This window comes from bacterium, assembly GCA_020444325.1.
GTDB lineage: Bacteria > Bacteroidota > Ignavibacteria > SZUA-365 > SZUA-365 > BM516.
Genome location: JAHLLD010000011.1, coordinates 134,529 through 158,119 on the forward strand (window position 1 = coordinate 134,529; position 23,591 = coordinate 158,119).

Genomic DNA, 23,591 nt, shown 5'->3' on the forward strand with positions numbered 1-23,591 from the left:
TCAAAAAACTACCAGCCTTCAACCGTGAAGGGCAGGTGGGATTTTTCAGCTTCATATTGTGATTTGAAGAGCGTCATGAGGTTTTCGTCTTTTTCCAGTTTCGCCCAGAGGCGTGTGCGGATATCCTCATGTGAGACGCCTTCTTTCTGCAGGGCGACAAGGTCGGTATAGAACCAGGTGTGCACCGGTTCGAGCACCTTGTCGGCAGTATTCTCAATCACGCGCGGCGAAGCTGCTACTCCAACAGACTTTGCAGTTTTTCCGCCGTCAGGCGGGTTGGATGTCCGGTCCACAGTACCACGCGGTCGGCGCTGAGTACGAAGGTGCGCGGAATCACATGCACCCCGAAGACCTTGTGCGTCGTGCCCTGCTCGGTATCAACGCCCACGGCGGCACGCATGGGATGCTTCTTGAGGGTCTTCGCTGCAGTACTTGCGCGCTCCTGGGAGATGGCGACGAACTGCACCCGATCCCCGAATTCCTTCTGGAGTTCGTTGAGATGCGGAACGGCGTGCATGCAGGGCTTGCACCAGGTTGCCCAGAATTCCAGGAGCACGGGCTTCCCGTGAAATGCCTCACCGCTCTCCGGTGCGTTCGCCACCCACGACCCGATATAGATACCACGTACCGTATCTCCCACCGCCGGCATCTTTCGCTGCGCTGCTGCGTGGCCATCCACCGACACGCGAATCTGCGCCGACGCATTCCCCATCAGTATCAGTGCTGCGATGAAAAGATGGAAAAATGGAACGATGGAAACATGTTTCCGAGATGTCATATTTCGTTTTTTCAATCTTTTCATTTTTCCATTCTCAGCAATCAGGGATTGCTTCCACAAAGCCTGTAAACATCCGGGGACATGACAGGGGAAGCAATCCCTGCTCCTCTCCAGTTTGCAATCTGCAATCTGCAATCTGCAATCTGCAATCTCCAATCTGTAATCTGCAATCAGCTACTCCCGCGTGAGGCGTTGGTATTTGATGCGATGGGGCTGGTCGGCATCGATGCCGAGACGCTCCTTGCGGTGCTGTTCGTAGAGCTTGTAGTTGCCATCGAACCAGACGACCTGACTGTCGCCTTCGAAGGCGAGGATATGCGTGGCGATGCGATCGAGGAACCAGCGATCATGGGATACGACCACGGCGCAGCCCGCAAAGTTCTGCAGGGCGATTTCAAGGGCGCGCAGCGTATTGATGTCGAGATCGTTGGTCGGCTCATCGAGGAGAAGAACGTTGGCGCCTTCGCGCAGCGTTTTGGCGAGATGAACGCGGTTGCGCTCACCACCCGAAAGCATGTCTGTCTGCTTCTGCTGATCGGAGCCGCTGAAGTTGAAACGGGCGACATAGGTACGGGAATTCACTTCCCTGTCGCCCAGCTTCATGGTCTCTTCCCCGCCGGAAATTTCTTCCCAGATTGTTTTGCCGGGATCGAGGGGACGCTTCTGATCGACGTATCCGAGCTGCACGGTTTTCCCAATGTTGATCGAGCCGTTGTCCGCTTCCTCCTGTCCGGTGATCATGCGGAACAGCGTGGTTTTTCCGGCGCCATTGGGACCGATAACTCCGACTATCCCACCCGGGGGAAGTGAAAAATTCAGGTTTTCAAAAAGAATTTTATCGCCGTATGCCTTGGTGAGTCCCTCTGCTTCCACGACAATATCACCCAGCCGGTGTCCGGTGGGAATGAAAATTTCAATTTCCTCACGCGCACGCTCATGCTCCTCGTCCAGCAGCTTCTCGTACGCAGAAATACGTGCCTTGCTTTTCGCGTGGCGTCCCTTCGGATTCATCCGCACCCATTCGAGTTCCTCGGCCAGCGCGCGCTGCCGTTTGCTCTCCTGCTTCTCCTCGGTGGCGAGACGCGCCTGCTTCTGCTCGAGCCACGCCGAATAATTGCCCTTGAAAGGAATGCCCTCGCCGCGATCGAGCTCAAGAATCCATCCGGCAACATTGTCCAGGAAATACCTGTCATGGGTCACGGCGATGACGGTACCTTCATAGCGAGCGAGATGCTGTTCGAGCCATGCGACGGATTCCGCATCGAGATGGTTCGTTGGTTCATCGAGAAGAAGTACATCCGGCTTCATCAGCAGCAGACGGCAGAGCGCCACGCGACGCAATTCTCCACCGGAGAGAACGCTGATCTGCGTTTCGGGCGGGGGACAGCGCAGGGCATCCATGGCCATTTCCAGGCGGCTGTCGAGATCCCATGCGTCGAGCTGTTCGATGCGTTCCTGCAGTTTCCCCTGCTTGTCGAGCAGTGCGTCATAGTCCGCATCAGGTTCCGTGAAGGCAGCGCTGACCTCTTCGTACTGCCTCAGCAGGTCCACCGTTTCCTGCACCCCCTCTTCGACGATGTCGCGCACCGTGCTTTCGGGATCCAGCTGCGGTTCCTGCGGCAGCAGACCAAAGCTGATATCCTTGTTCGCGGTGACCTCACCGAGGATGTCGTCATCGAGTCCGGCAATGATGCGCAGCAGGGTCGACTTCCCGGCGCCATTGAGTCCGAGCACCCCGATTTTCGCTCCATAAAAAAACGACAGCGATATATCCTTCAGCACTGTCCTGTTGGGCTTGTGAATCTTGCTCACACGCACCATGGAAAAGATGATCTTGTTGTCCATTCTAATCTCGGATTTCAGATTTCAGATTTCAGATGACAAATCAGACAGGAGCAGGGATTGCTTCCTTTCGTGTTTTCAGGAATGCCTGGCTTCATGCCGGAAGCAATCCCTGATTTCAGATGGCAGATGGCAGAAATCTGCAATCTGCAATTTGCAATCTGCCATTTGTTAGTTGCTCCAGGGAATAGGCAGCTCGAGGCGGTGGAGTTTGGCTTCGACCTCTTCGCGTTCCATGTTGCGCTTGATTTCCTCACCACGGGGTGGAAGGATTTCGTGTTCGATAGCGATGTCGATCGCTTTTTCCAGATCGCCCGCTGCGACGGCGGAAACGATGCTCAGGTCGAGGCTGGTCATTTCCATGCCATTGAACTGATAGTCCATGAAGGCTTCCCAGGCGACGGGACACCAGCGCTTGACAATCTCATTGCCGATCACTTCGGCGTAGGCGCGGATTTCATACTGTGCATGCGATTCCATGCGCAGATAAAGGAAATGCAGGAGATTGTGGAGATCAATTTTCCAGTACGCCTCGGTATATGTCGCCAGGGGCAGATCCTTGCGGGCCTGTTCACGGGCTACGCCTGCTTCGATGCGCTCATTGTAGATACTGCGCGCAAGTTCATGCAGTTGGGTTTCCTGTTCGGTGAAATGCGCACCCTGCGCTGCGTCCACGGCACCTTCACTCCCCTGCCTGTTCGTCGTGGCCTGTATGCGCCATTCACCGGGCAGCGTTCGCTGTGCGGCGTCAATAGCCAGTGAATACCGCGTCGAATACTCATTGACATTGGCGGTGCGGTGACGGATCCACTGCCTCCAGGCGTCCATCGGAACGCGCACATGCAGCTTGATCTCGCACATCTCGAGTGGCGTCGTATGATGATGCCTCAGCAGATAGCGGATGAGCCCGCGGTCCTGCCGCAATTTCTTTGTGCCTTTTCCGTAGGAGACCCGGGCGGCCTGCACAATACTGCTGTCGTCGCCCATATAATCAACGACACGCACGAAGCCGTCGTCGAGTACCTTGAAAGGATGTCCGAGAATTGCATCGAGTTCGGGAACAACGGGGCGTTCCAGGTGTTCAAATTCCTGCACGTGATATCCTGTTTATTTCTTTTGCAGATGTCCAGAACCAAAAAATACGGATTCCGCAGGCGGGAGAAAAACGACCTCCCGGGAAATTTGGGGATGTCGATGCGCAGAAGTACATTTCAACATGTTTCACATTTCGTGGCAAGTCATGCGCTTTACAATATTCTCCTTCCTCTTTCTCTTTGCTCTGTCCCTCACGGCTTTCGCGCAGAACTCCGACGGGGTATCCGCTGCCGGTGATGTCTATGGCGGTTCCGACTCCCAGGCCGTCGAGATGAATGACGAATGGGCCATTTATGGCGAGCCGATGCCCGACGTTATGGAAAAATTCACGCTTTCGGAGCTGTCCAAGCAGAAAGACCCCGTCATCGGTGTGGAAATGCAGGTCACCGGTACCGCCGGCAAGATGTGCGGCAGCGATGAATGCTTCTTCATGCTTGAGGATGGCGGCAGTTCTGCCAAGGTTATTCGTATTGATCCTGCATCGAACATGCCCGAGGATCTCACGGGACGCAAGGTGACGGTGTTTGGTATGCTCGAGCCCATCGAGGATGCCGGAGAACCCAATGACGGTATGGAAAGGCAGGACGCTCCGAAAACCTACCGCATCATGATGCGCTCCCTCAAGGTGTATTTCTAAGTTCCCTGAACGGGAACACCCTATCAAGGGGAACGCTGATCACACTGATTTGTACGGATTTTCGCGGAGATGCGAGAGAGCGCTCGCAATAATCTCCGTGGAAATCCGTATGACCCGTGAAAATCCGTGTTCCCATTGATACAGACCATGCCTTCCACACTTACGCACATTCTTGTTATACGCTTCAGCTCCATCGGTGACATCATTCTCGTGACACCGATGCTGCGCGCACTGAAAACGCGGTTTCCGGACTGTGTACTTCATGTGGCAGTGCGGAGAGAATTCAATGAATTGCTCAGGCGCAATCCGTACATCGACCGCCTGATCAGCGTGGACACATCGACAGGGAATCGAAGCCTCCGCGCATTGAACCTGGAATTGACATCCGAACGTTACGATGCGGTCTTTGATCTGCAGAACAATTTTCGTTCGCGTATTCTGCGAAATGGACTTTCACGAAGCATACATGTCGTTGACAAGCGGCAATGGAAACGTCTCCTGCTTGTAAAGCTGGGTGTCAATCGCTATCCCCGCTATACCCCCGTACCCGAACGCTATATCGAAACCGCATTGCGATACGAGGTGAAGCCTGATGTGGAGGGTCCTGAGCTGCATCTGGATGAGGATACCAGGGGCAAGGCACGGCTCAAGCTGCGTGCCGCAGGACGAAAGGATGGCGTGCGTCTGGTCGGCATTGCGCCGGGCGCGAAGCATTTCACCAAACGGTGGCCGCTGCCTTCGTTCAGGAGACTGACGGAAAAGCTTCTCGACCTGGGATACACAGTTGCCGTACTCGGTGGGACTGATGAATACGAAACCGGCGAGCAGCTGCGAATACTGCGACCAGATCGCATACTGAACTGCGCGGGCAAACTCACCCTGCTTGAAACGGCCGCTGCGATTGAACAGTGCCGGACGGTTTTCGTCAACGACAGCGGACTCATGCACATGGCAACCGCGGTAGGCACGCCGGTCATTGCACTGTTCGGAAGCACCGTCCGTGAATTCGGCTTCTTCCCTTATCAGAGTGAAGCCGCAGTGGTGGAGGCCGCAGGGCTCGGCTGTCGTCCCTGCACGCATATTGGACGCGCGGCGTGCCCGAAAGGTCACTTCGCCTGCATGCGACTTATTACGGCAGAGGACGTGCTTCAGAGCTGGGAAATGATGCAAACCAGTGGTGTCAGAAAGGACGCGGCGCCGGACCTGACCTCTGACGATATTGGGACATGAATCGCCGTAGTTTCATCCCTGAGGCGATTTTGCTACATTGATGAATCCACTGCGACTGTGTAATACAGCACAGACATAGCACCATCAGTAACGGAGTTTTTTCCCATGAAAATCAGGAAAGAAGACGCCCTCGATTATCATAGTCGTGGACGCAAGGGCAAAATTGAAGTTATCACGACAAAGCCCTGTGTAACGCAGCGTGATCTTTCCCTGGCCTATACGCCGGGCGTTGCCGAACCCTGCAGGGAGATCGAGAAGGACGAATCCAAAGTGTTCGAGTACACAGCCAAGGGTAATCTTGTCGCTGTCATCTCGAACGGCACCGCAGTACTCGGCCTCGGGGATATCGGCCCGATGGGCGGGAAACCGGTCATGGAAGGCAAGGGCGTTCTCTTTAAAACCTTCGCAGACATCGACGTCTTTGACATCGAGCTCGACAGCAAGGACATCAAGGAAATCATCCGGACCTGCCAGGTGCTTGAGCCCACGTTCGGTGGCATCAATCTTGAGGACATCAAGGGTCCCGACTGCTTCTATATCGAGGAAGAACTCAAGAAGACAATGAATATCCCGGTCTTCCACGATGACCAGCACGGAACCGCCATCATCAGTGGCGCCGCTTTGCTCAACGCTGTCGAACTTACCGGAAAAAAACTGGAAGATCTGCGCGTCGTCTATAATGGCGCAGGTGCGTCAGGCATCGCCTGTGCGAAATTCCATATCAGCCTCGGTGTAAAAAAAGAAAACGTCATCATGTGTGATTCCACTGGCGTGATTTACAAGGGCCGCACCGATCGCATGAATGAGTTCAAGGAGGATATGGCCAATGACACCGACGCGCGGACACTCGCCGAGGCCATGAAGGGAGCCGATGTGTTCTTCGGCCTCTCCAAGGGTGGTGTCGTCGACCAGGATATGGTACGATCGATGGCTGATGACCCGATTATCTTCGCCATGGCCAATCCCGATCCGGAAATCACGTATGAAGATGCTACAGAGGCACGTAAGGATGTCATCATGGCAACGGGACGTTCGGATTATCCGAATCAGGTCAACAACGTCCTTGGCTTCCCCTTCATCTTCCGCGGAGCACTCGACGTCTATGCCACGGCAATCAACGAGGATATGAAACAGGCTGCCGCGCATGCACTCGCACAGCTGGCGCGTGAAGAAGTGCCAGACAGCGTCATGCGTGCCTACGGCGTCAAAGAGATGACCTTCGGCCGCGAATACATCATTCCCAAGCCCTTCGACCCTCGCGTCCTCACCTGGGTCGCACCTGCCGTCGCGAAGGCAGCGATGGATACGGGCGTCGCCCGCAGGCCGATTGAAAACTTCGACGAATATCGTATGAATCTCGATATCCGCATGGGCCGGACGCAGGAAGTTATTGCGCGCATGTATAACAAGGCAGCCGGCGATCCAAAGCGTATCGTGCTCGCAGAAGGCGAAGAGCATCGCGTCATCAAGGCCGCGCAGGTGGCGTTGGATGAAGGTATCGTGAAGCCGATTCTGTTGGGACAGGAAGACGAGATTCGCCGCGTGGCTGAAGAGCATGCCATCGACCTCGAGGGTATTGAAATCGTCAACCCTCTCACCTTTGGAAAATTCGACGAGTACGTGCAGGAATTCTATCGCCTGCGTCAGCGCAAGGGACTCACGCAGTATACCGCGCGGCGCATCATGCTGAATCGCCGGAACTACTTCGGCGCCATGATGGTGCACATGGGTGATGCAGACGGCCTGATCTCAGGTTATACCTCGCATTACCCCGATACCATTCGTCCGGCACTGGAAATCATCGGACATGACAAACGGTACAAGAAGGTATCCGGTCTCTACATGCTCGCTACCAAGAAAGAGCCGTATTTCCTGGCCGATACCACGGTAAACATTGATCCTTCAGCTGAGGATATCGCGGATATCACACTGCAGGCAGCGGACCTCGCCGAGAAGTTCGATGTCACGCCACGCGTCGCCCTCCTCTCCTATTCCAACTTCGGAAGTAATCGCGAAGCCTCCGCAATGAAAATGCGTGCTGCTCTGGATATCGTGCGCGAACGCCGTCCCGACCTGATGGTCGATGGTGAAATGCAGGCAGATACCGCGGTCGTTCCTGATATCATTGAAGAGGACTTCCCCTTCTCCACCCTGAAGGGTGGTGCGAATGTGCTGATCTTCCCCGATCTCAATGCTGGAAATATCGCCTACAAGTTGCTGAGCCGACTGGGTGGGTTGCTTCCTATCGGACCGATTCTCAATGGCATGTGTAAATCCGTGCACGTGCTGCAGCGTGGTGCCGAGGTAAAGGAAATCGTCGACATGATCGCCATTTCCGTCGTCGACGCCATCAGCCACAAAGATAAAATCTGCTGATCGCTGCTGATCGCTGCTGTCAGCGGTCCGTGCGATCCCGGAAAAGCAAATCCCCTCCTCCGCGCAATGCGGAGGAGGGGATTTTCATTTGGCGTTGAGTGCTAACGACTGCCAGTACGCAGGCAGACTTACCAGTCGGTACGCGTGCTTCCGAAGACATTGAGCACACCATTGACATGCTTGTCCTTGTCAATGATCTTGCCGTTTGCATCGACGACGTCACCATGGCAATTGCTGCAGTTCGTATTCGCAATGTGCGGGGCGTTCGGGAGCGGATTGCCTTCACCCTGACCGTGACAGCTGCCACAGGCCGCCTGATTGGCGCCCTTCCATTCCACCGTCACGTTGTTTCCGTTGGTGAAATTTCCGTGGCAATAGGTGTTGGCGCAGGTGCCGTTTGCAGCGTCGTACATCGGCTCACCCGACATCCCCTTGGTTTCCGTAGCGGCGAGTGCATTCATGAAATGCACTTCTGCCTCACCCGGTGTATCGGAATCGATGTGGATGGGATCGTCGAAGTTCGCCGGGAGCGTATGGCAGTCCGAGCATGCGATCGTGGTGTTGCTCGTCATGCCGCCTTCGAGATGTGTCGCATGCGTGCTGTACCACTGCGGATATATGGTCTTGGTCTGCGTATCTCCATGACAGACATAGCAGGCTTCCGGTCCACCATCCGCGGCAACGTGACAGCCACTGGCGTTGCAGCTCTGTCCCGTGACACCACCGTTGTAATCCGGAGCATGGCAATCACGACATCCGCTGATATCCCAACCGAGATTCACCATGATGTCGTGCGCATGAAAGTTTTCAGATCCCATGAGAGCATACCCTGCCCCGTGCGCACCATAGAGGCGCGGATAGGTGGGCAGATCCTCGTCATCCTTCAGCTCACTTGTGCAGGCTGAAAGAACGAGGACGGTTGTCAGCGCGAACAGGAAGATGTTACGATACTGTTTCATTGGTCACCTCCTTGCATGACGCCTTCGTGGCAACCGGCACATACCGGATCGCCGCCGTCGACGTTATGACATGTCACGCAGCTTTCGATATCCATCCGGGCCAGCTTGGCGTGACGATTCATGGCAGAACCGCCGCCAACTGTCGCGAATCCAGCGAGCTGATGCGATTGAGGCACGATACGGATTCCTGTCGCATCGTAGCCATTCTGGTGACAGGGTGTACAGAAAGATTCCGGTTCATGACAGGTCTCGCAGCGAGTGGATTTCGCACGCGCATCAAAACCATGCGTGTACCGGTAGGTCAGTGAGTGCACCTTTTGCACCGTCAGCAGGTTTTCATCGTCGATTTTTTCCCCGCGGGGAGAGCCGACAATGTAGAACTCATCTGCGCTGACACCATGCGGAACGTCGTTTGTCGGTGTGTGACATTCCTGGCAGAAGCTTTCCGAGTGACAGACCGCACAATCGCGGCTCGCTTCACCATTCATTGCAAACTTGCCATGTTCCTGGGTGAAATTCGGAACGCGGTGATTCTGCGGATGGAGTCCGGCAAGCGTGGTGTGACAGGCTTCGCACTGGTTGGTTGCAGACATGACCATGGGTTCGTCAGCAGCGCTCCTGATAATCGGCGCGCTGGCGTCCGCATTGTTGTGGCAGCGGGCACAGACGTCCATGGAGGGAATGCCGGTGTCTTCATCAGCGACGATCGCGCCGTGACAGGTCCCGCATTCCTGCTCCATACCAGAGACATGCATTTTGTGCGAGAAGTACAGTTTCCGATCATTCACCGGCATGGGATAGACAGAAAGATCGGCACTGCCGTCAAGCGACCAGTAGCTGCGGACATCATCTTCATCATGGCAATCGGCACAGACCGAAGGCGTCGGCAGCAGATTGTCGGTTGCGAGGTCGCTCTCTGCCGCATCGCCATGACAGGCATCACATTCCGCCATCTCGGCGTGCAGCGAGTGTGAGAACATCACACCGCCACCGTCGGCCTGGGCGCCGCGCGGTGAAGTCAGGAGAAATACCATTCCGACAAAGGCGGAAAGGACAAGGGCGGTAAGAATAATCATTTTTTTCATGCCGCCTCCTATCGTCCGAGTCCGAATGGATTGGAGAACCAGTAGTTCACACGGGCAAATGCGCGCATGTCCTTCTGGTATATCTTGTTGGTCATGTACTGTCCCTGAATATCAATAGACACTGTTTTCACCGGGCGAACGGTCGCACCGGCGACACCCACCCATGTCGAAGTCTTGTCGAGATCGTCTGCGAGTGCGTAACTGCTGTAGACGGCACCGACATGCGGCACGAGCATGCCTTTGAACAAGGGGTAGGTGAAGTGCAGGTTGAATCCATCCAGATCGCCGTCAAAACTGACATCCTTCGTGTACATGATTGACGCGTACTTGTTTGCCGCGCCGAGAGCGACGCGGAACGCGTTCTCGTCGTCATACATGACGGTCGAAAATCGTCCGAGGAGCGTCAGGCGGGGATGGATTTCATAATCGATGCCGAGTACTGCTTCCTGGTTCGCCTCAAACTCAAGCAGGCGGAAATAGGAATTGTACGCGAGCACCGGTTCACGATGGGCGAAGTTGACCGAGACGCCCAGGTTGTGCATCAGCTGGTATGAAGCAGCAATTTCCGCGCGCGAGGCTTTTTCGAAATTGAAATCGTAATCGAAGCGGCCATACAGCCAGAGATTTCCGTTGCTGTGCGCGATATTGATACTTCCATACTGGTTGGCCCGTGTGCCGTAATCGATCAGCACCGGTTCGAGCTCCATCTGTTCACTCGGACGCCAGGACATGAAAGGCGTTGTCTCACGATGCCTGTTCATGTAACTGAGTCCGATCTTGGTGTTCTCGATCAGGTAGAGCAGCACCTGGCCGCCAAGCTGCCAGTTGTTCTCCACATGATCGAAGAAATAATACTCGAGATCCTGTCCCGGCCGGGTGAGTCCACCAGCATACGCCAGTACTTCGACTCCGTCTGAAGGACGAACCCTGACGGTCGCACCGTCAATGGTGCCATAACTGACACCGGCGAACAGGGAATGGCGGCCGATCTTCACGTCGGCCATGTCAGCGATATTCCTGACACGAAGATAGGCATTGAAAAGCCTGAAGCGAGGGTCACCCTCGACCTCGTCTCCGAGATCTGTCGAGCCCTGCATGTACGTATGGAAGGAAATGTCCTTGTTGCCGAAATTCAGCTGCACGTTCTCATATGCACGCATATGAGTAGTCGATTCACCGTTGTTCAGCTGTCGTTCCCATCCATACGCCGAAGTCACGAATCGTCCGTTCAGCGTCTGTGCCTGCAGACCCGCTGTCAGAACGAAGGTGAGCAGAAGCAACCTTATAGCATGTTTCATAGGCGCTTTCCTCAGCTCAAAATGGTTGAAATGAAACAGCACCGTGCTCCTCCTCGAAAGGAGCTGCACGGTGCTGCTAAGATTGATTTATAACGATCGCAAGTTGTGTGTCACGTCAGAAATCCGGCTTTCTGGCGGTTTCCGCGTGTGCGTACTTCCGGACCCGAAGATTACTTGGAATGATCGATTTTTTTCATCTGGGCGGCGAAATCGAACTTCTTGAAGGTCGGGCTCTTGTCATTGTGGCAGGTCACGCAGAGCTTCTTGGCATCATCGCCCTTGTGAACCTCGAGACCCATCGACTTCATTGCGCCTTCCTTGTCCTTGGCATGCTTGCTCTTGTACGCACTTGCAGCGCCATGGCAGGCTTCGCAGCCCACGCCTTCGGTCTTGTCAAACTTCTTGTCAAACTTTGCGCCCTTGACATTCATGCCGGTGACGTGGCAGCTGAGGCACTCGTCGGTTTCTGCAGCCTTGGTCTTGAATCCCTTCTCTGCCGCGATCTTGTCGGCTTCGGCGGTCTTCAGAGCGTCGAATGCCTTGGCATGGGGACCCTTTTCCCAGGTCTTGTATGCGGTGCCGCCCATCTTGGCGTTGCTGTGGCAGGCCTTGCACTTCTTGGAACCGATGTACTCGTTACCACCCTGGAAGGTGAAAGCGCTCAATACGGTGACGGCAAGGGCAACTGCGATAAAGGTGACTGCGTTTTTCATAAACACCTCGAAATTTTGGGTTTGTGCGAGATCTATGTGTTTGGCTCAATTGCTGGTTTCAGCGGTTTCGCTGGTTTCAGCGGTTTTGCTGGTTTCAGCTGTATTGCCCTGAAACATGCTACGGGTGTTCTACCACCGCAACCGAGATCCTGTTCCCGGTATTTCCGGTAAAGGATATTAATACTTGCTGGTATCAAATATACACACTTTGTGGCCAGTGTGCAACTACCAGTGTCATCGCAGAAAAATATTGACGGACTGCTGGGCATAAGAGACCAACGGACCGAAATAGAGACCAAATACGATGTTTGGAACAATAAACAAAATGGTGATAACAATCACAAGCGGACTGAAGGTAATCGGACTCTCATCTCCGTCAGCGGGCTCCCGCAGGTACATGTTGCGGAAGACGCGCGCGTAATAATACAGGGAGATTGCGCTGTTGAGGACACCGATAATGGCGAGCCAGATGAAGTTGGCTTCCACAACCGCCGAGAACAGCATCCACTTCCCGATAAAGCCTGCCATAGGCGGAAGTCCCGTCAACGAGACCAGGAAAATGGAGAGTCCCACGCCGATGATGGGTGCACGTTTACCGAGTCCGCGGTATGCGTCGATGTGCTCACTGCCGATACGATCCGCAATCGACATTACGACATAGAATGCACCGAGGTTCATGAAGAAGTAGACAATGAAGTACATGAGCATGGCCGCAAGACCGAGGTCGCTCATGACGACGAGTCCCATCAGCAGGTATCCCGCATGTGCGATGCTCGAGTAAGCGAGCATACGTTTGAGATTGTCCTGCCAGACGGCGACGAGATTGCCGAGTGTCATCGTCAGTACGGAAATGACTGCGATGATGGCGTTCCATTCAAAATGAGGCATGCTCGCCCATTTTCCGACGTCTACCATCGAATCGAAGAAGGTCACGTAGAAAAAGCGTGTCATCACAGCGAAACCGGCCGCCTTGCTGGCCACTGCGAGATAAGCGGTCACACTGATCGGCGCGCCTTCGTACACATCCGGCGTCCAGAAGTGGAATGGCACAGCGGAGATCTTATAGCCGAAACCGGCGAGGATCATGACAACGGCGAGAAGCAGCGTCAGCATATTCGATCCCTCGAGAAGTCCGCTGGCGAAATACGCCTGCAGACTGTAGATATCGAGGCTGCCGGTCAAGCCGTAGAGCAATGAAAAGCCGTACAGCATCACGCCCGAAGCGGCGCCTCCAAAGATGACGTATTTCAGAGCCGCTTCGCCTGAGCGTTTGCGCTTTTTGCTGAAGCCTGCGAGGATGTAGGATGAAATACTGACCAGTTCGATGGAGAGATAAATCATCAGCAGATGCGAGGCGCTCGTCATAAGGAGCATACCGAAGGTGAGGGCTGCGATGAAGCAGAAGAATTCACCGATGGTTTCCTGTTTGCGCACCTCCGCTGACTGCATCGAGAATACGACGACGATGATACCGGCCGCGAGGATCAAGTATTTGAAAAACATCGCGAACGGGTCGATCGTAATCATGGTCCCGAACAGCAGGCGCGGGGTGACATCCTGAAACGGCAGCTGCAGAATGGTGATGATGAGTCCGAGCAGGACCACCATGCCGGTGATCATCCCCGTACTCTCCTTCCCTTTCCTTCCAGTCACGAATTCCACGATCATCGAGATGACGAACACCAGCGAGAGCGTGATTTCCGGCCAGAACGACGGGATGCTATCAAGGGTAATTTCAATCATGCGTCAAGCACTCTTGCGTTAATCGTTCAGTAAAGTGATTAGAATGCACTGATCATGACCTGACCGGCACTTCCGTTCACGAGATCGACCAGATGTCCGAGCGAGGTCGACATCCAGTTCAGCGCGGGAGACGGATACAATCCCAGCGCGAGGATAATCACAGCCAGCGGAATGAGCGTGAACAGCTCGCGTCCGTTGACATCAGTGAGTACTGGTTCCCATTTCTCAGGCAGCGTTCCCATGAACACCCGCTGGAAGGTCCAGAGCATATAGCCGGCGCCCAGGACGATTCCGAGTGTCGAGAGAATGGTCCAGAGCTTGCTGACCTGGAACGCGCCGAGGAAGACAAAAGCTTCGCTGACGAAGCCGCTCATCGAGGGGAGTCCGATCGCCGCAAAGAAGGCGATCACCGTCAGGAAGGAATACACGGGCATCTTGTTGTAGACGCCGCCAAACTCGTTGAGTCCACGGGTATGCGCACGGTCATAGAGCACGCCGACAAGGAGGAAGAGCATTGCCGTGATCGTACCGTGGTTGAACATCTGGAATACGGCTCCTGTCATGCCCTGCACGTTGAGGGCCGCCATACCGAGCAGCACGTATCCCATGTGAGACACCGAGGAGTACGCGATGAGTTTCTTGAAATCCGTCTGCGCCATGGCGCAGAGAGCTCCGTAGACGATGTTCACGAAACCGAGCACCATCATGGGGATCTGGAAATACAGTGTCATTTCCGGGAAAATCGGGAAGCTGATGCGCAGCAGCCCGTACGTTCCCATTTTCAGCAGTACGCCGGCCAGGATAACGGAGATGGCCGTCGGCGCTTCCACGTGTGCATCAGGCAGCCAGGTATGGAAGGGGAAAATCGGCACCTTGATGGCAAAACCGATAAACAGACCGATGAAGGCCAGCATACGCGCTGTACTTCCGACTGTCGCGAAAATTCCCTGTGTCACATTGGCGGGATCCATCATCGCGATCATGTTGAACGTATGCAGCCCCGTTCCGGGATCGACGGTGCTGAAATACAGTCCGATCATGACAAGCAGCAGCAGCACGGAACCGGCAAGGGTATAGAGGAAGAACTTGATGGCCGCGTACTCGCGACGTGGGCCGCCCCAGATTCCGATAAGGAAATACATCGGCAGCAGCATCACTTCCCAGAAAACGTAGAACAGGAAGAGGTCAAGCGAGCAGAAGACGCCCATCATACCAGCATCGAGCAGAAGGAACATGGCGAAATAGCCCTTCAGCGATTTCTTAACGCTGAAACTCGCGAACGTCGCCAGGAAGGTGATAAGCGCCGTCAGCAGGACCATCGGCATGGAGAGACCGTCAATGCCCATGAAATAATCAATGCGGATGGCGCCGAACCAGGGAGTTTCCGGGATGACAATCCAGGGAATCCGCTCGACGAATTGCATGGTGGCAATTTCATTGATACCGGCTTTTGTTGTGTCGAACGTCATCCAGATCAGGATAGCCAGAAGCACCTGCAGACCGGTGACGATCACAGCAGTGGTCTGAATGACCCGCGTCTTGTCCTTGGGAAGGAGAAGGACGACGATCATGCCGAGAATCGGCAGGAAGGTGATCAGGGTGAGAATCGGGAATTGCATCAATCCTCCGGATGTATGCTGTTATTCATATCGATCGCTGTATTATTTAAAGGCCCAAAACAGAATCACGACACCCGCGAGTACCAACGCGATGTATGCCTGAATCTTGCCTGATTGCGTTTTCTTGAGAAGAATGCCGAAGAAACCGGCGGCGTATGCGACACCGTTTACGGCGCCATCGACAACCCACTTGTCGAAAAGACCACTGATATGTGCCTGCAGACGTGTCACGCTCGCCACACCGTTCACCGCACCGTCGACAATATGCGCATCGAACCAGTGCATCATGCGGGCAACGAAATGCACCCCGGGCACGACAACCCATTTTTCATAGATCTCGTCGAAATACCATTTGTTCATCAGGAAGGTGTGCAGCGGACGAATTTTCTCGACCACCTTGTCGGGGTCAATCACCTTTTTCCTGTACACCAGGAAGGCGATCGCAATTCCTGAGAAGGCCAGCAGCAGGGATGTAATCATGGCCGGGATGTGCACGGAATGTGTCGCGTGCGTGAGCGACTCCTGTCCTGCATGCCGGTAAGTTGCGGCCGGTGCTGCAGCCAGCTCCTCTTCCCCGGTCTCCGGATGCACTGCCTCCTCATGCGTCATGTCCCCCTCTGCATGCATGGGACCCTCGGCGTGATGGAATCCGTACCAGTGCTCTCCGGTCACCGTGACAGGGGTCGGGACTTCACGAACGAACCAGCCGGAAGGACCGGAGAAGGGATTGACCGAATAAAAGATGAAGATCGAGAGTGATGCAAGCACGATCAGTGGGAGCTTCATGTTCATCGGTGACTCATGCATATGCGCGAAGATATCCGGCCGCTTCGATTCACCGAGGAAGGTAAGGATGACAACTCTGAACATGTAAAACGCTGTCAGGGCGGCGACGAAGAAACCGATCCACGGTACGAGTACCGCGATCTCGCCCTGCATGCCGCCGAACGCCCAGGCACCGGCCAGAATTTCGTCCTTGCTCAGAAAGCCGGAGAAAAGCGGCACACCCGATATGGCCAGCGTGGCAACGAGGAACGTTGCGAAAGTCACGGGCATTTTCTTCGCAAGCCCGCCCATGTTCCGGATGTCCTGCGCATCACTGTGATGATCGTCGATGTGATGGAGTCCATCATGCATGGCGTGAATGACGGATCCTGATCCGAGGAAGAGACAGGCCTTGAACATTGCATGCGTAACGAGATGGAAGAAGCCCGCCGTGTAGGCGCCCACTCCCATCGCCAGTATCATATATCCGAGCTGGCTCACCGTTGAATACGCGAGCACTTTCTTGATGTCGTTCTGCACCATGGCGATCGTCGCGGCGACGAAGGCGGTTATGGTACCGATGATGGCGATGACGAACAGGGCTCCACCTGAAAGCATGGGAAACACTCTCGCGACGAGGTACACGCCTGCCGCAACCATGGTTGCTGCATGGATGAGTGCGGACACCGGTGTCGGACCCTCCATCGCATCGGGCAGCCAGGTATGCAGAGGGAACTGCGCGCTCTTTCCGATCGCTCCCATGAAGATGAGAATACCGGCAGCAGTCAGCCAGGCTTCGGAGCCGAATGGCATATGCCCCGCGGAGATCGCAGCGAAAATCTCGTCGAAACGAAACGTCCCGTAATTGGTGAACAGGATCATGATACCCGTCCACATACCAATATCGCCGACGCGGTTGACAAGGAAGGCCTTGGTCGCGGCATATCCGGGTGCGGGCTTCTCATACCAGAAACCGATGAGAAGATAGGAGCTGAGTCCGACCAGTTCCCAGGCCGCGTACATCATCAGGAGATTGTTCGTAATCACGATCCCGAGCATGGAGAAGGCGAAGATCCCGAGGTAGGCAAAAAAGCGATGATATTTGGGATCGCCTTTCATGTAGCCTATCGAGAACAGATGCACCAGTGCGGTGATAAGTGTCACCACGACCAGCATGATCGCCACCACACGGTCAACCATGAAGCCGAGGTCGATGCGCAATGGAATCTCATGTCCCATGAGCGTGACGGTGCTGCCGAAGTCTACCCATGTGAAGACCTTCTGCATCGGTTCCTGCGGGAAACCGGGAATTGCCGGCGCTTCAGGCAGTCCGAGCACACCGAACAGCACTACGAGGGCGAGACCCAGGTTGATGAACATCAGGCCTGTGGCGATGGTATCCCCCTTCCGCGGCAGCTTCTTTCCAAACGCCAGAAGCAGCGTGAAGGAAAAGAGCGGCAGAAGGAGAATAATGATTGCGAGTGTTATCAGAGTATCCGCTGTCATAGCTCGATTCGCATTCCTGTGATTATCGCGTGTCGCGTACTTCTATGATTCATTCGACGGAGAGAATCTTGAATTCAATACGTCTGTTGCGGGCCCGTCCGGCTGGAGTCGCGTTGTTGTCACGGGGTTCGGATTCCCCGTACCCTTTGATTTCCAGCCTTGAAGGATCGATGCCCTTCCCTGTCAAAAACGTTTTTACCGACTCGGCGCGGAGCTGTGAGAGCTCCCTGTTCGCTGCGGTGGAGCCGCGGCTGTCGGTGTGCCCGCCGATCTCGACGCGCAGAGCGGGATGGTCCTGCAGCGTCTGCAATGCGGAGGCAAGAATTTCCTGGGCTTCCGAGGTCAGCGTTGCAGAGGCTTCTTCGAATTCCACACCCTCAAGCACGAGCTTCGCTCCGACCTCGAGAGGCTCCGTTGTCAGTGGTTTTGCATCGGGACATCCGTCTTCATCCCTGTAGCCGTTGACCGTTTCCGGTTCTCCGGGACACCGGTCATCGCCGTCCGCGATGCCGTCTCCGTCGGAATCCTGCCCGAAGGGATCGGAACCGCTGTTGATTTCCGAGCCATCGTCCCGGCCGTCTCCGTCACTGTCGGCCCTCAGGGGATCCGTTTTGTAGGTTTTAATTTCCGCTCCGTCCCTGAGTCCGTCACCATCACTGTCTTCTGATGCGGGATCGGTCTTCAAACGCACTTCTTCAGCATCCTCGAGTCCGTCACCGTCCGTATCGCGCAGACGGGGATCACTGTGATACTGTTTGACCTCATCGAGATCACTGATGCCATCCGAGTCCGAATCCATACGGAGCGGATCGGAATTGTACTGGTGCACTTCTTCCCCATCCGTCAGACCATCCTTGTCAGAATCGGTGTCAAACGGATCGGTACCGTGCGCAAATTCTTCACCTTCGGTCAGACCATCACCATCGGTATCGGGCTTACGCGGGTCGGTGTTCTTGGCGACCTCTTCCGCATCCGTCAAACGATCGTCGTCCGTATCCGTTTTCAGGGGATCAGTACCGTAAATCTCGTATTCCTCATCGTCGGTGAGGCCATCGCCGTCGGTGTCGGGGTTGAGCGGATCGGTCCCGATACTCTCTTCGAACGAATCGCTCATGCCGTCACCGTCACGATCGCTGTGACCGAACAGGTACACCTGCACACCGATGGTGAAGCTTCCCCACGAATCCGCATTTTCCGTCGATTCAGTTCTGTCGACGCGTCCCGCCGCATTGAAGTTTTCCTGCACCACTTTGCCAAAACCGTCCATCATGTCTTTCCCGTCTCCAAGCAGAAAACGGTAAGTCAGATCGGCGTTCAGTGCGACCTGTTCGGTGAGGATCAGATCGAGTCCCATTCCCACAGGAACGATGGGCAGTGTGTTGGCGCCGTCAGGCAGATTCGAATCGTCGGTCACGAGTCCGCCAGGCGTATCCACGGTAAACGGCTCTTCGCCGAACGTGACGTTGAGCAGCGGATTGCCATCGGAGAGCGTGGTACTCGCGTTGTTGTTCTCATAGCGCATCATGCCGGCGCCGACGGACAGGTAGGGATTGATTTTCCGCTGCGGGAAGAGATTGACAATCAGGCGGCCTTCGACGAACCACAGCTTGTCCGTCTCCATGACCTGGTTGCGGAATCGCTGATCATCGGCCACGCTGCTGAAATCTTCTGGGTATTCGAGAAGCCCGACCAGTTTGGGATCGCGGTAAAACTGGCGGATATACGCGTCTTTGAATTCATCGCGCAGACGCCTGTTGTATGTGTAGTTCCCCATACCGCCGTCAAGCTGGACTGCGAGTTCCGGCAGAAGGAAATACTTGGCATGTCCCTGCCCGATGGCAGCGAAATGCTGATCGGTGAATTCACCGAAATACTTCGACAGTCCCCCACCCGCTCCGATCACCAGCATGTTGCGGGGATTCCAGGTATACGTGACCTTCTGCGCATGCAGGGATGCAGCCATGGCAATAACCATGGCACCGGCGAAGAGAAGAACGAAAAAGAGTCGACGATATGTGACCTGACGCACTGTCATTCTTTCAGGCTGCTGATACGATCAGCTTCCACCGTATTGTTGGTTTTGTAAATGTGAAGAACGATGGCGAGGGCAACCGCGGCTTCGGCGGCGGCGAGGATGATCACGAACAGTGTAAACACATGTCCATCAAGATTCAGGGCCGCACTTTTAAAGCGGCTGAAGGCCACCAGGTTGATGTTCGCCGAATTCAGGATGAGTTCGATTCCCATCAGCATGAGTACGGCATTACGACGGATCGACAATGCGAGTACGCCGAGTCCGAACAGGAGGGCGCTGACGACGAGATAGTGAGTCAGTCCTATTTCCATCATGTTACTGTGCCTCCTTTCGGGCGATGAGCGCCGCGCCCATGACGGCGACGAGCAGCAGGACGCCCGCAACTTCAAAGGGCAGGATGAAGGTCGTCATGAGCAGTTCACCGAGTTCGAGGGTTGTGCCGTCGATCGTCTGCATCGTGTTGACCGTATGCCAGTTCGTATCCCGCAGCAACTGCACCAGGGTTCCCATCACGGCACCGGCGACGAGAAGGGCCGGCAGCGTTTTCATCGTCCCGCGCTGCAGTTCCACATCCGTGGCCTTGCGCGTCAGCATGACACCGAAAACCAGAAGGATGAGAATACCGCCGATGTACACCATGATCTGTGCAACCGCAATAAAGTCGGCACTGAGCAGGACGTAGAGTCCGGCAACACCCATGAATGTGAAGAGCAGTGAAAACGCCGCGTAGATGACGCTGCGGGAAAACACGACCACGAGGGCCGAGCCCACGGTCAGGGCCGCAAATACATAAAAGAGAATCGTAATTTCCATTGGCTCACGCTAGATGGTTATGGTTTGCCAGCGCGGTCATGCGCCGCGACAGCCACCGATTATCCGTTCTCCGTTGTTTCATTGTTGTCTCCGGCCGCCTTGTCCTCATCAGCCTTCGGCTCTTCAGCCTTCGGCTCTTCAGCCTTCGGCTCTGCCGCCTTCGGCTCTGCCGCCTTCGGCTCTGCCGCCTTCGGCTCTTCAGCCTTTTCAGCAGCGGCTTTCTCGGCTGCAGCCTTTTTCTTGGCTTCCATCATCGCCTTTTTCTTGGCTTCGGCCTCAGCCTTTGCCTTTTCGGCGTTGGCGGTTTTTTCCGCGGCTTCCTCATCGGAGAGCGTCGCGTATTTATAGATGAGATCATCCCGGTTATACTCGGAAAACTCGAAGACATCGGTCATGAAAATGCAGTCTGTCGGACAGGGAAAGACACAGAGTCCGCAGTAGCAGCATTTGCCGATGTCGATATCGAATTTGGTGACCCAGAGTTTCTTGGCCTTCCCCTGCGAGGTCTGGCCGAGATCTTCGGTCGGGAGTGATTTCGCCGTTTCGATGGTGATGCAGTTTACCGGACAGGCTTTCGCGCACTGGTCACAGCCAATGCAATCGTCCATGTTCACATAGAGCCGGTTGCGCACCCGGTCAGGCAGTTCGCGCTTGACATCGGGGTACTGGATGGTCACCGATTTCGTGAACAGGTGCTTCCAGGTAATGTGCATGCCCACCATGGCGGTGGCGATGCCGTCGTAGATATCTTTGAAATAGCCGCTCATAAGCTGTCTTTCTTCCGCTCGTATTATTTGAGAACCACCACGAGGAATCCGACGATGAGTGCGATGCCGAAGGAAAACGGAATCAGCACTTTCCAGCACATGTACATGAGCTGGTCGACGCGGAGACGCGGCAGCGTCCAGCGAAGCCAGATGATGACAAAGACGAAGAACAATCCCTTCAGGGCCAGCCAGCCAAATTGTTCGAGAGCCACCAGCCACTGTGCGTCGAAGGCGTCTCCGAGATACACGCCGAAAGGACTGTTCCATCCACCGAAGAAGAGAATCGCAGTCACGGCGGAGACGAGGAACATGTTGGCATATTCGGACATGAAGAACATGGCGAATTTCATGCCGCTGTACTCGGTGTGGTAGCCTGACACGAGTTCGGATTCCGCTTCCGGAATGTCGAACGGTGTACGGTTGGTTTCAGCCAGCGCGGTGATATAGTACATCACGAATGCCGCCAGGAAGAAGGGAAGGAAAATCAGGTTGGCCCATGACGCTGCAAGCACCTCCCCGCTCGCGAGCTGCACATCCGCTTTCGGTCCGCCGAAAACGAACCAGTTCCAGATGGGACCCGACTGCGCGGTGATGATGTCCTGCATGTTGAGACTGCCGACGAAGATGACGATGATGACGAGCATCATGGCGGCAGGGACCTCATAGCTGACGATCTGCGCGACCGATCGCATGGCGCCGAAAAGACTGTACTTGTTGTGCGACGCCCAGCCGGCCATCATGATGGCCGCAACGTTCAGCGAGCCGATGGCGATCAGGTAGAAGGCACCGAGATTCATATCGGAGCCGACATACTGCGAACTGAACGGAACTACCGCGAACGCGGCGTACGCCGCCATGAAGGAGAGGAAGGGCGCGAGATTGAAAAGAAACTTGTCCGCTTCCTTCGGGGTGATGTCTTCCTTCTGCAGCAGCTTGAACACGTCGGCGATGGGCTGAATGATGCCGTAGGGACCGGTGCGCATGGGACCGAGACGGTCCTGCATCCATGCGGAGATCTTGACCTCGCCGAGAATGGCGAGCAGCGCGTACAGCAGGATGAAAACCAGCGGCAGTGCGCAGTACAGCACCAGGGTCAGGAGATTGTCGCCGAGAAAAGATTGAAGCAAGGATTCCATAAATGTTCCGAGCTGAATGTGCCTTGTTATCTGTCGATTTCACCGAGAACGATATCCACGCTGCCGAGGATGGCTACGAGGTCAGCGACGAGCTGACCGCGGGATATCTCGTCGATCACACTGAGGTTGACGAAGCTGGGTCCGCGTACCTTGACGCGGAAGGGATTCCCGGAACCGTCGGAAATCACGTAGTAACCGAGTTCGCCGCGAGGATTCTCCACGCGCGTGTAGATTTCACCTTTCGGGGGACGCACGCGCTTGGGAATGGCTTCACCGATGTCCCCTTCAGGGATGTTCTCAAGCGCCTGCTCAATGATCTTGCAGCTTTCTTCCATCTCCCAGACACGCACCATGTGACGGTCCCAGCAATCGCCGAGCGTCCCGGCCTCGCCGGTGCCGGTGCAGACCTTCCAGTCGAAACGGTCGTAGATGGAGTACGGATCATCGCGGCGAAGATCGAAATCCACGCCCGACCCGCGAAGCATCGGACCCGAGCAGCCATAGCTGACGGCCACGTCCACCGGCAGCACACCGACATTCGCCGTGCGCTCGATGAAAATCTTGTTGAAGTTGAGAAGGTTGTTGACTTCCGTGATGGTGGGACGGAATTTCTTGATGAAATCCGCGACTTCCTTCTCGAATCCTTCATGCACGTCATGCGAGAGTCCGCCGACCCACATATAATTGTAGAGCAGACGCGCTCCGCAGGTTTTCTCGAAAATATCGAGAATGTATTCACGGTCACGGAAGCAGTAGAGGAACGGCGTAAATGCGCCGATATCCATGCCAAAGGTACCGATGGCCACGAGATGCGATGCGATACGCTGCAGCTCGGCCATGATGACGCGGATGTACTCAACGCGCTCCGGCACCTCGATGCCCATCAGTCTTTCCACTGCCAGGGCAAAACCGTGATTATTGTTCATCGCCGCGAGATAATCCATGCGGTCGGTGTACGGGATGACCTGCGGATATGTCATCGCTTCGGCATGCTTCTCGAAACAGCGGTGCAGATAGCCGAGATGCGGGATCACCTTGACAATGACTTCTCCGTCGAGCACCAGCTCGAGGCGCAGCACACCGTGGGTGGACGGATGCTGGGGTCCCATATTGAGAACCAGTTCGTCGGTTTTGAGGCGACCGGCTTCGATGTCGGCCCGCAGATCTTCTAACATTTCACTCATAGAAGAAATA

At 55.2% G+C, this 23,591-nt stretch carries 19 protein-coding genes and 1 pseudogene; 3 read left to right on the forward strand and 17 right to left on the reverse strand.

What is annotated here, in order from left to right:
* Positions 1-8: 8 nt before the first annotated feature.
* The 4 genes from KQI65_14080 to thyX form a co-directional block, all read right to left on the reverse strand.
* Positions 9-221, reverse strand: coding sequence for a hypothetical protein (locus KQI65_14080; GenBank protein ID MCB2205869.1), 213 nt, complete (start codon positions 219-221; stop codon positions 9-11).
* Positions 222-235: 14 nt separating this feature from the next.
* Positions 236-778, reverse strand: coding sequence for a TlpA family protein disulfide reductase (locus KQI65_14085; protein MCB2205870.1), 543 nt, complete (start codon positions 776-778; stop codon positions 236-238).
* 174 nt (positions 779-952) lie between these two features.
* Positions 953-2,623, reverse strand: a complete 1,671-nt coding sequence (gene ettA / locus KQI65_14090) for an energy-dependent translational throttle protein EttA (protein ID MCB2205871.1) — start codon at positions 2,621-2,623, stop codon at positions 953-955.
* A gap of 168 nt (positions 2,624-2,791) precedes the next feature.
* Positions 2,792-3,715: an FAD-dependent thymidylate synthase gene (gene thyX / locus KQI65_14095; GenBank protein MCB2205872.1), complete on the reverse strand. Its 924-nt coding sequence runs from the start codon at positions 3,713-3,715 to the stop codon at positions 2,792-2,794.
* A gap of 145 nt (positions 3,716-3,860) precedes the next feature.
* Here thyX and KQI65_14100 point away from each other — a divergent pair, with 145 nt between their 5' ends.
* The 3 genes from KQI65_14100 (at position 3,861) to KQI65_14110 (ending at position 7,958) form a co-directional block, all read left to right on the forward strand.
* Positions 3,861-4,352, forward strand: a complete 492-nt coding sequence (locus KQI65_14100) for a hypothetical protein (protein MCB2205873.1) — start codon at positions 3,861-3,863, stop codon at positions 4,350-4,352.
* Between the two features lie 147 nt (positions 4,353-4,499).
* A complete protein-coding gene (gene waaF / locus KQI65_14105; GenBank protein ID MCB2205874.1) occupies positions 4,500-5,582 on the forward strand; it encodes a lipopolysaccharide heptosyltransferase II in 1,083 nt (360 codons plus the stop codon).
* Between the two features lie 105 nt (positions 5,583-5,687).
* On the forward strand, positions 5,688-7,958 hold the full coding sequence (locus tag KQI65_14110; GenBank protein ID MCB2205875.1) for an NADP-dependent malic enzyme: 2,271 nt from the start codon (positions 5,688-5,690) through the stop codon (positions 7,956-7,958).
* Between the two features lie 128 nt (positions 7,959-8,086).
* On the opposite strand, the gene KQI65_14115 is transcribed toward KQI65_14110, so the two are convergent.
* From KQI65_14115 to KQI65_14175, 13 genes and pseudogenes are all read right to left on the reverse strand, one after another.
* A complete protein-coding gene (locus tag KQI65_14115; protein MCB2205876.1) occupies positions 8,087-8,917 on the reverse strand; it encodes a CxxxxCH/CxxCH domain-containing protein in 831 nt (276 codons plus the stop codon).
* Entirely contained in the window at positions 8,914-10,002 is a 1,089-nt protein-coding gene (locus KQI65_14120) for a cytochrome c family protein (GenBank protein MCB2205877.1), read from the reverse strand. Before KQI65_14120 ends, KQI65_14115 begins: the two co-directional genes overlap by 4 nt.
* An 8-nt stretch (positions 10,003-10,010) precedes the next feature.
* Positions 10,011-11,300, reverse strand: coding sequence for a hypothetical protein (locus KQI65_14125; GenBank protein ID MCB2205878.1), 1,290 nt, complete (start codon positions 11,298-11,300; stop codon positions 10,011-10,013).
* A 170-nt stretch (positions 11,301-11,470) separates the two neighbouring features.
* On the reverse strand, positions 11,471-12,013 hold the full coding sequence (locus tag KQI65_14130; protein ID MCB2205879.1) for a cytochrome c family protein: 543 nt from the start codon (positions 12,011-12,013) through the stop codon (positions 11,471-11,473).
* Positions 12,014-12,247: 234 nt separating this feature from the next.
* Entirely contained in the window at positions 12,248-13,756 is a 1,509-nt protein-coding gene (locus KQI65_14135) for an NADH-quinone oxidoreductase subunit N (GenBank protein MCB2205880.1), read from the reverse strand.
* Positions 13,757-13,794: 38 nt separating this feature from the next.
* A complete protein-coding gene (locus tag KQI65_14140; GenBank protein ID MCB2205881.1) occupies positions 13,795-15,363 on the reverse strand; it encodes an NADH-quinone oxidoreductase subunit M in 1,569 nt (522 codons plus the stop codon).
* Between the two features lie 54 nt (positions 15,364-15,417).
* Entirely contained in the window at positions 15,418-17,646 is a 2,229-nt protein-coding gene (gene nuoL, locus KQI65_14145; GenBank protein MCB2205882.1) for an NADH-quinone oxidoreductase subunit L, read from the reverse strand.
* A gap of 49 nt (positions 17,647-17,695) precedes the next feature.
* Entirely contained in the window at positions 17,696-19,675 is a 1,980-nt protein-coding gene (locus KQI65_14150; protein ID MCB2205883.1) for an OmpA family protein, read from the reverse strand.
* 2 nt (positions 19,676-19,677) lie between these two features.
* The gene (nuoK, locus tag KQI65_14155) at positions 19,678-19,995 is read right to left on the reverse strand and encodes an NADH-quinone oxidoreductase subunit NuoK (protein MCB2205884.1); all 318 of its coding nucleotides are present in this window, start codon (positions 19,993-19,995) and stop codon (positions 19,678-19,680) included.
* A 1-nt stretch (position 19,996) separates the two neighbouring features.
* Positions 19,997-20,494: an NADH-quinone oxidoreductase subunit J gene (locus KQI65_14160; protein MCB2205885.1), complete on the reverse strand. Its 498-nt coding sequence runs from the start codon at positions 20,492-20,494 to the stop codon at positions 19,997-19,999.
* Positions 20,495-20,730: 236 nt separating this feature from the next.
* A pseudogene (locus KQI65_14165) lies at positions 20,731-21,261 on the reverse strand (NADH-quinone oxidoreductase subunit I).
* 23 nt (positions 21,262-21,284) lie between these two features.
* A complete protein-coding gene (locus KQI65_14170; GenBank protein ID MCB2205886.1) occupies positions 21,285-22,397 on the reverse strand; it encodes an NADH-quinone oxidoreductase subunit H in 1,113 nt (370 codons plus the stop codon).
* A 26-nt stretch (positions 22,398-22,423) separates the two neighbouring features.
* Positions 22,424-23,572, reverse strand: a complete 1,149-nt coding sequence (locus tag KQI65_14175) for an NADH-quinone oxidoreductase subunit D (protein MCB2205887.1) — start codon at positions 23,570-23,572, stop codon at positions 22,424-22,426.
* Positions 23,573-23,591: the final 19 nt, after the last annotated feature.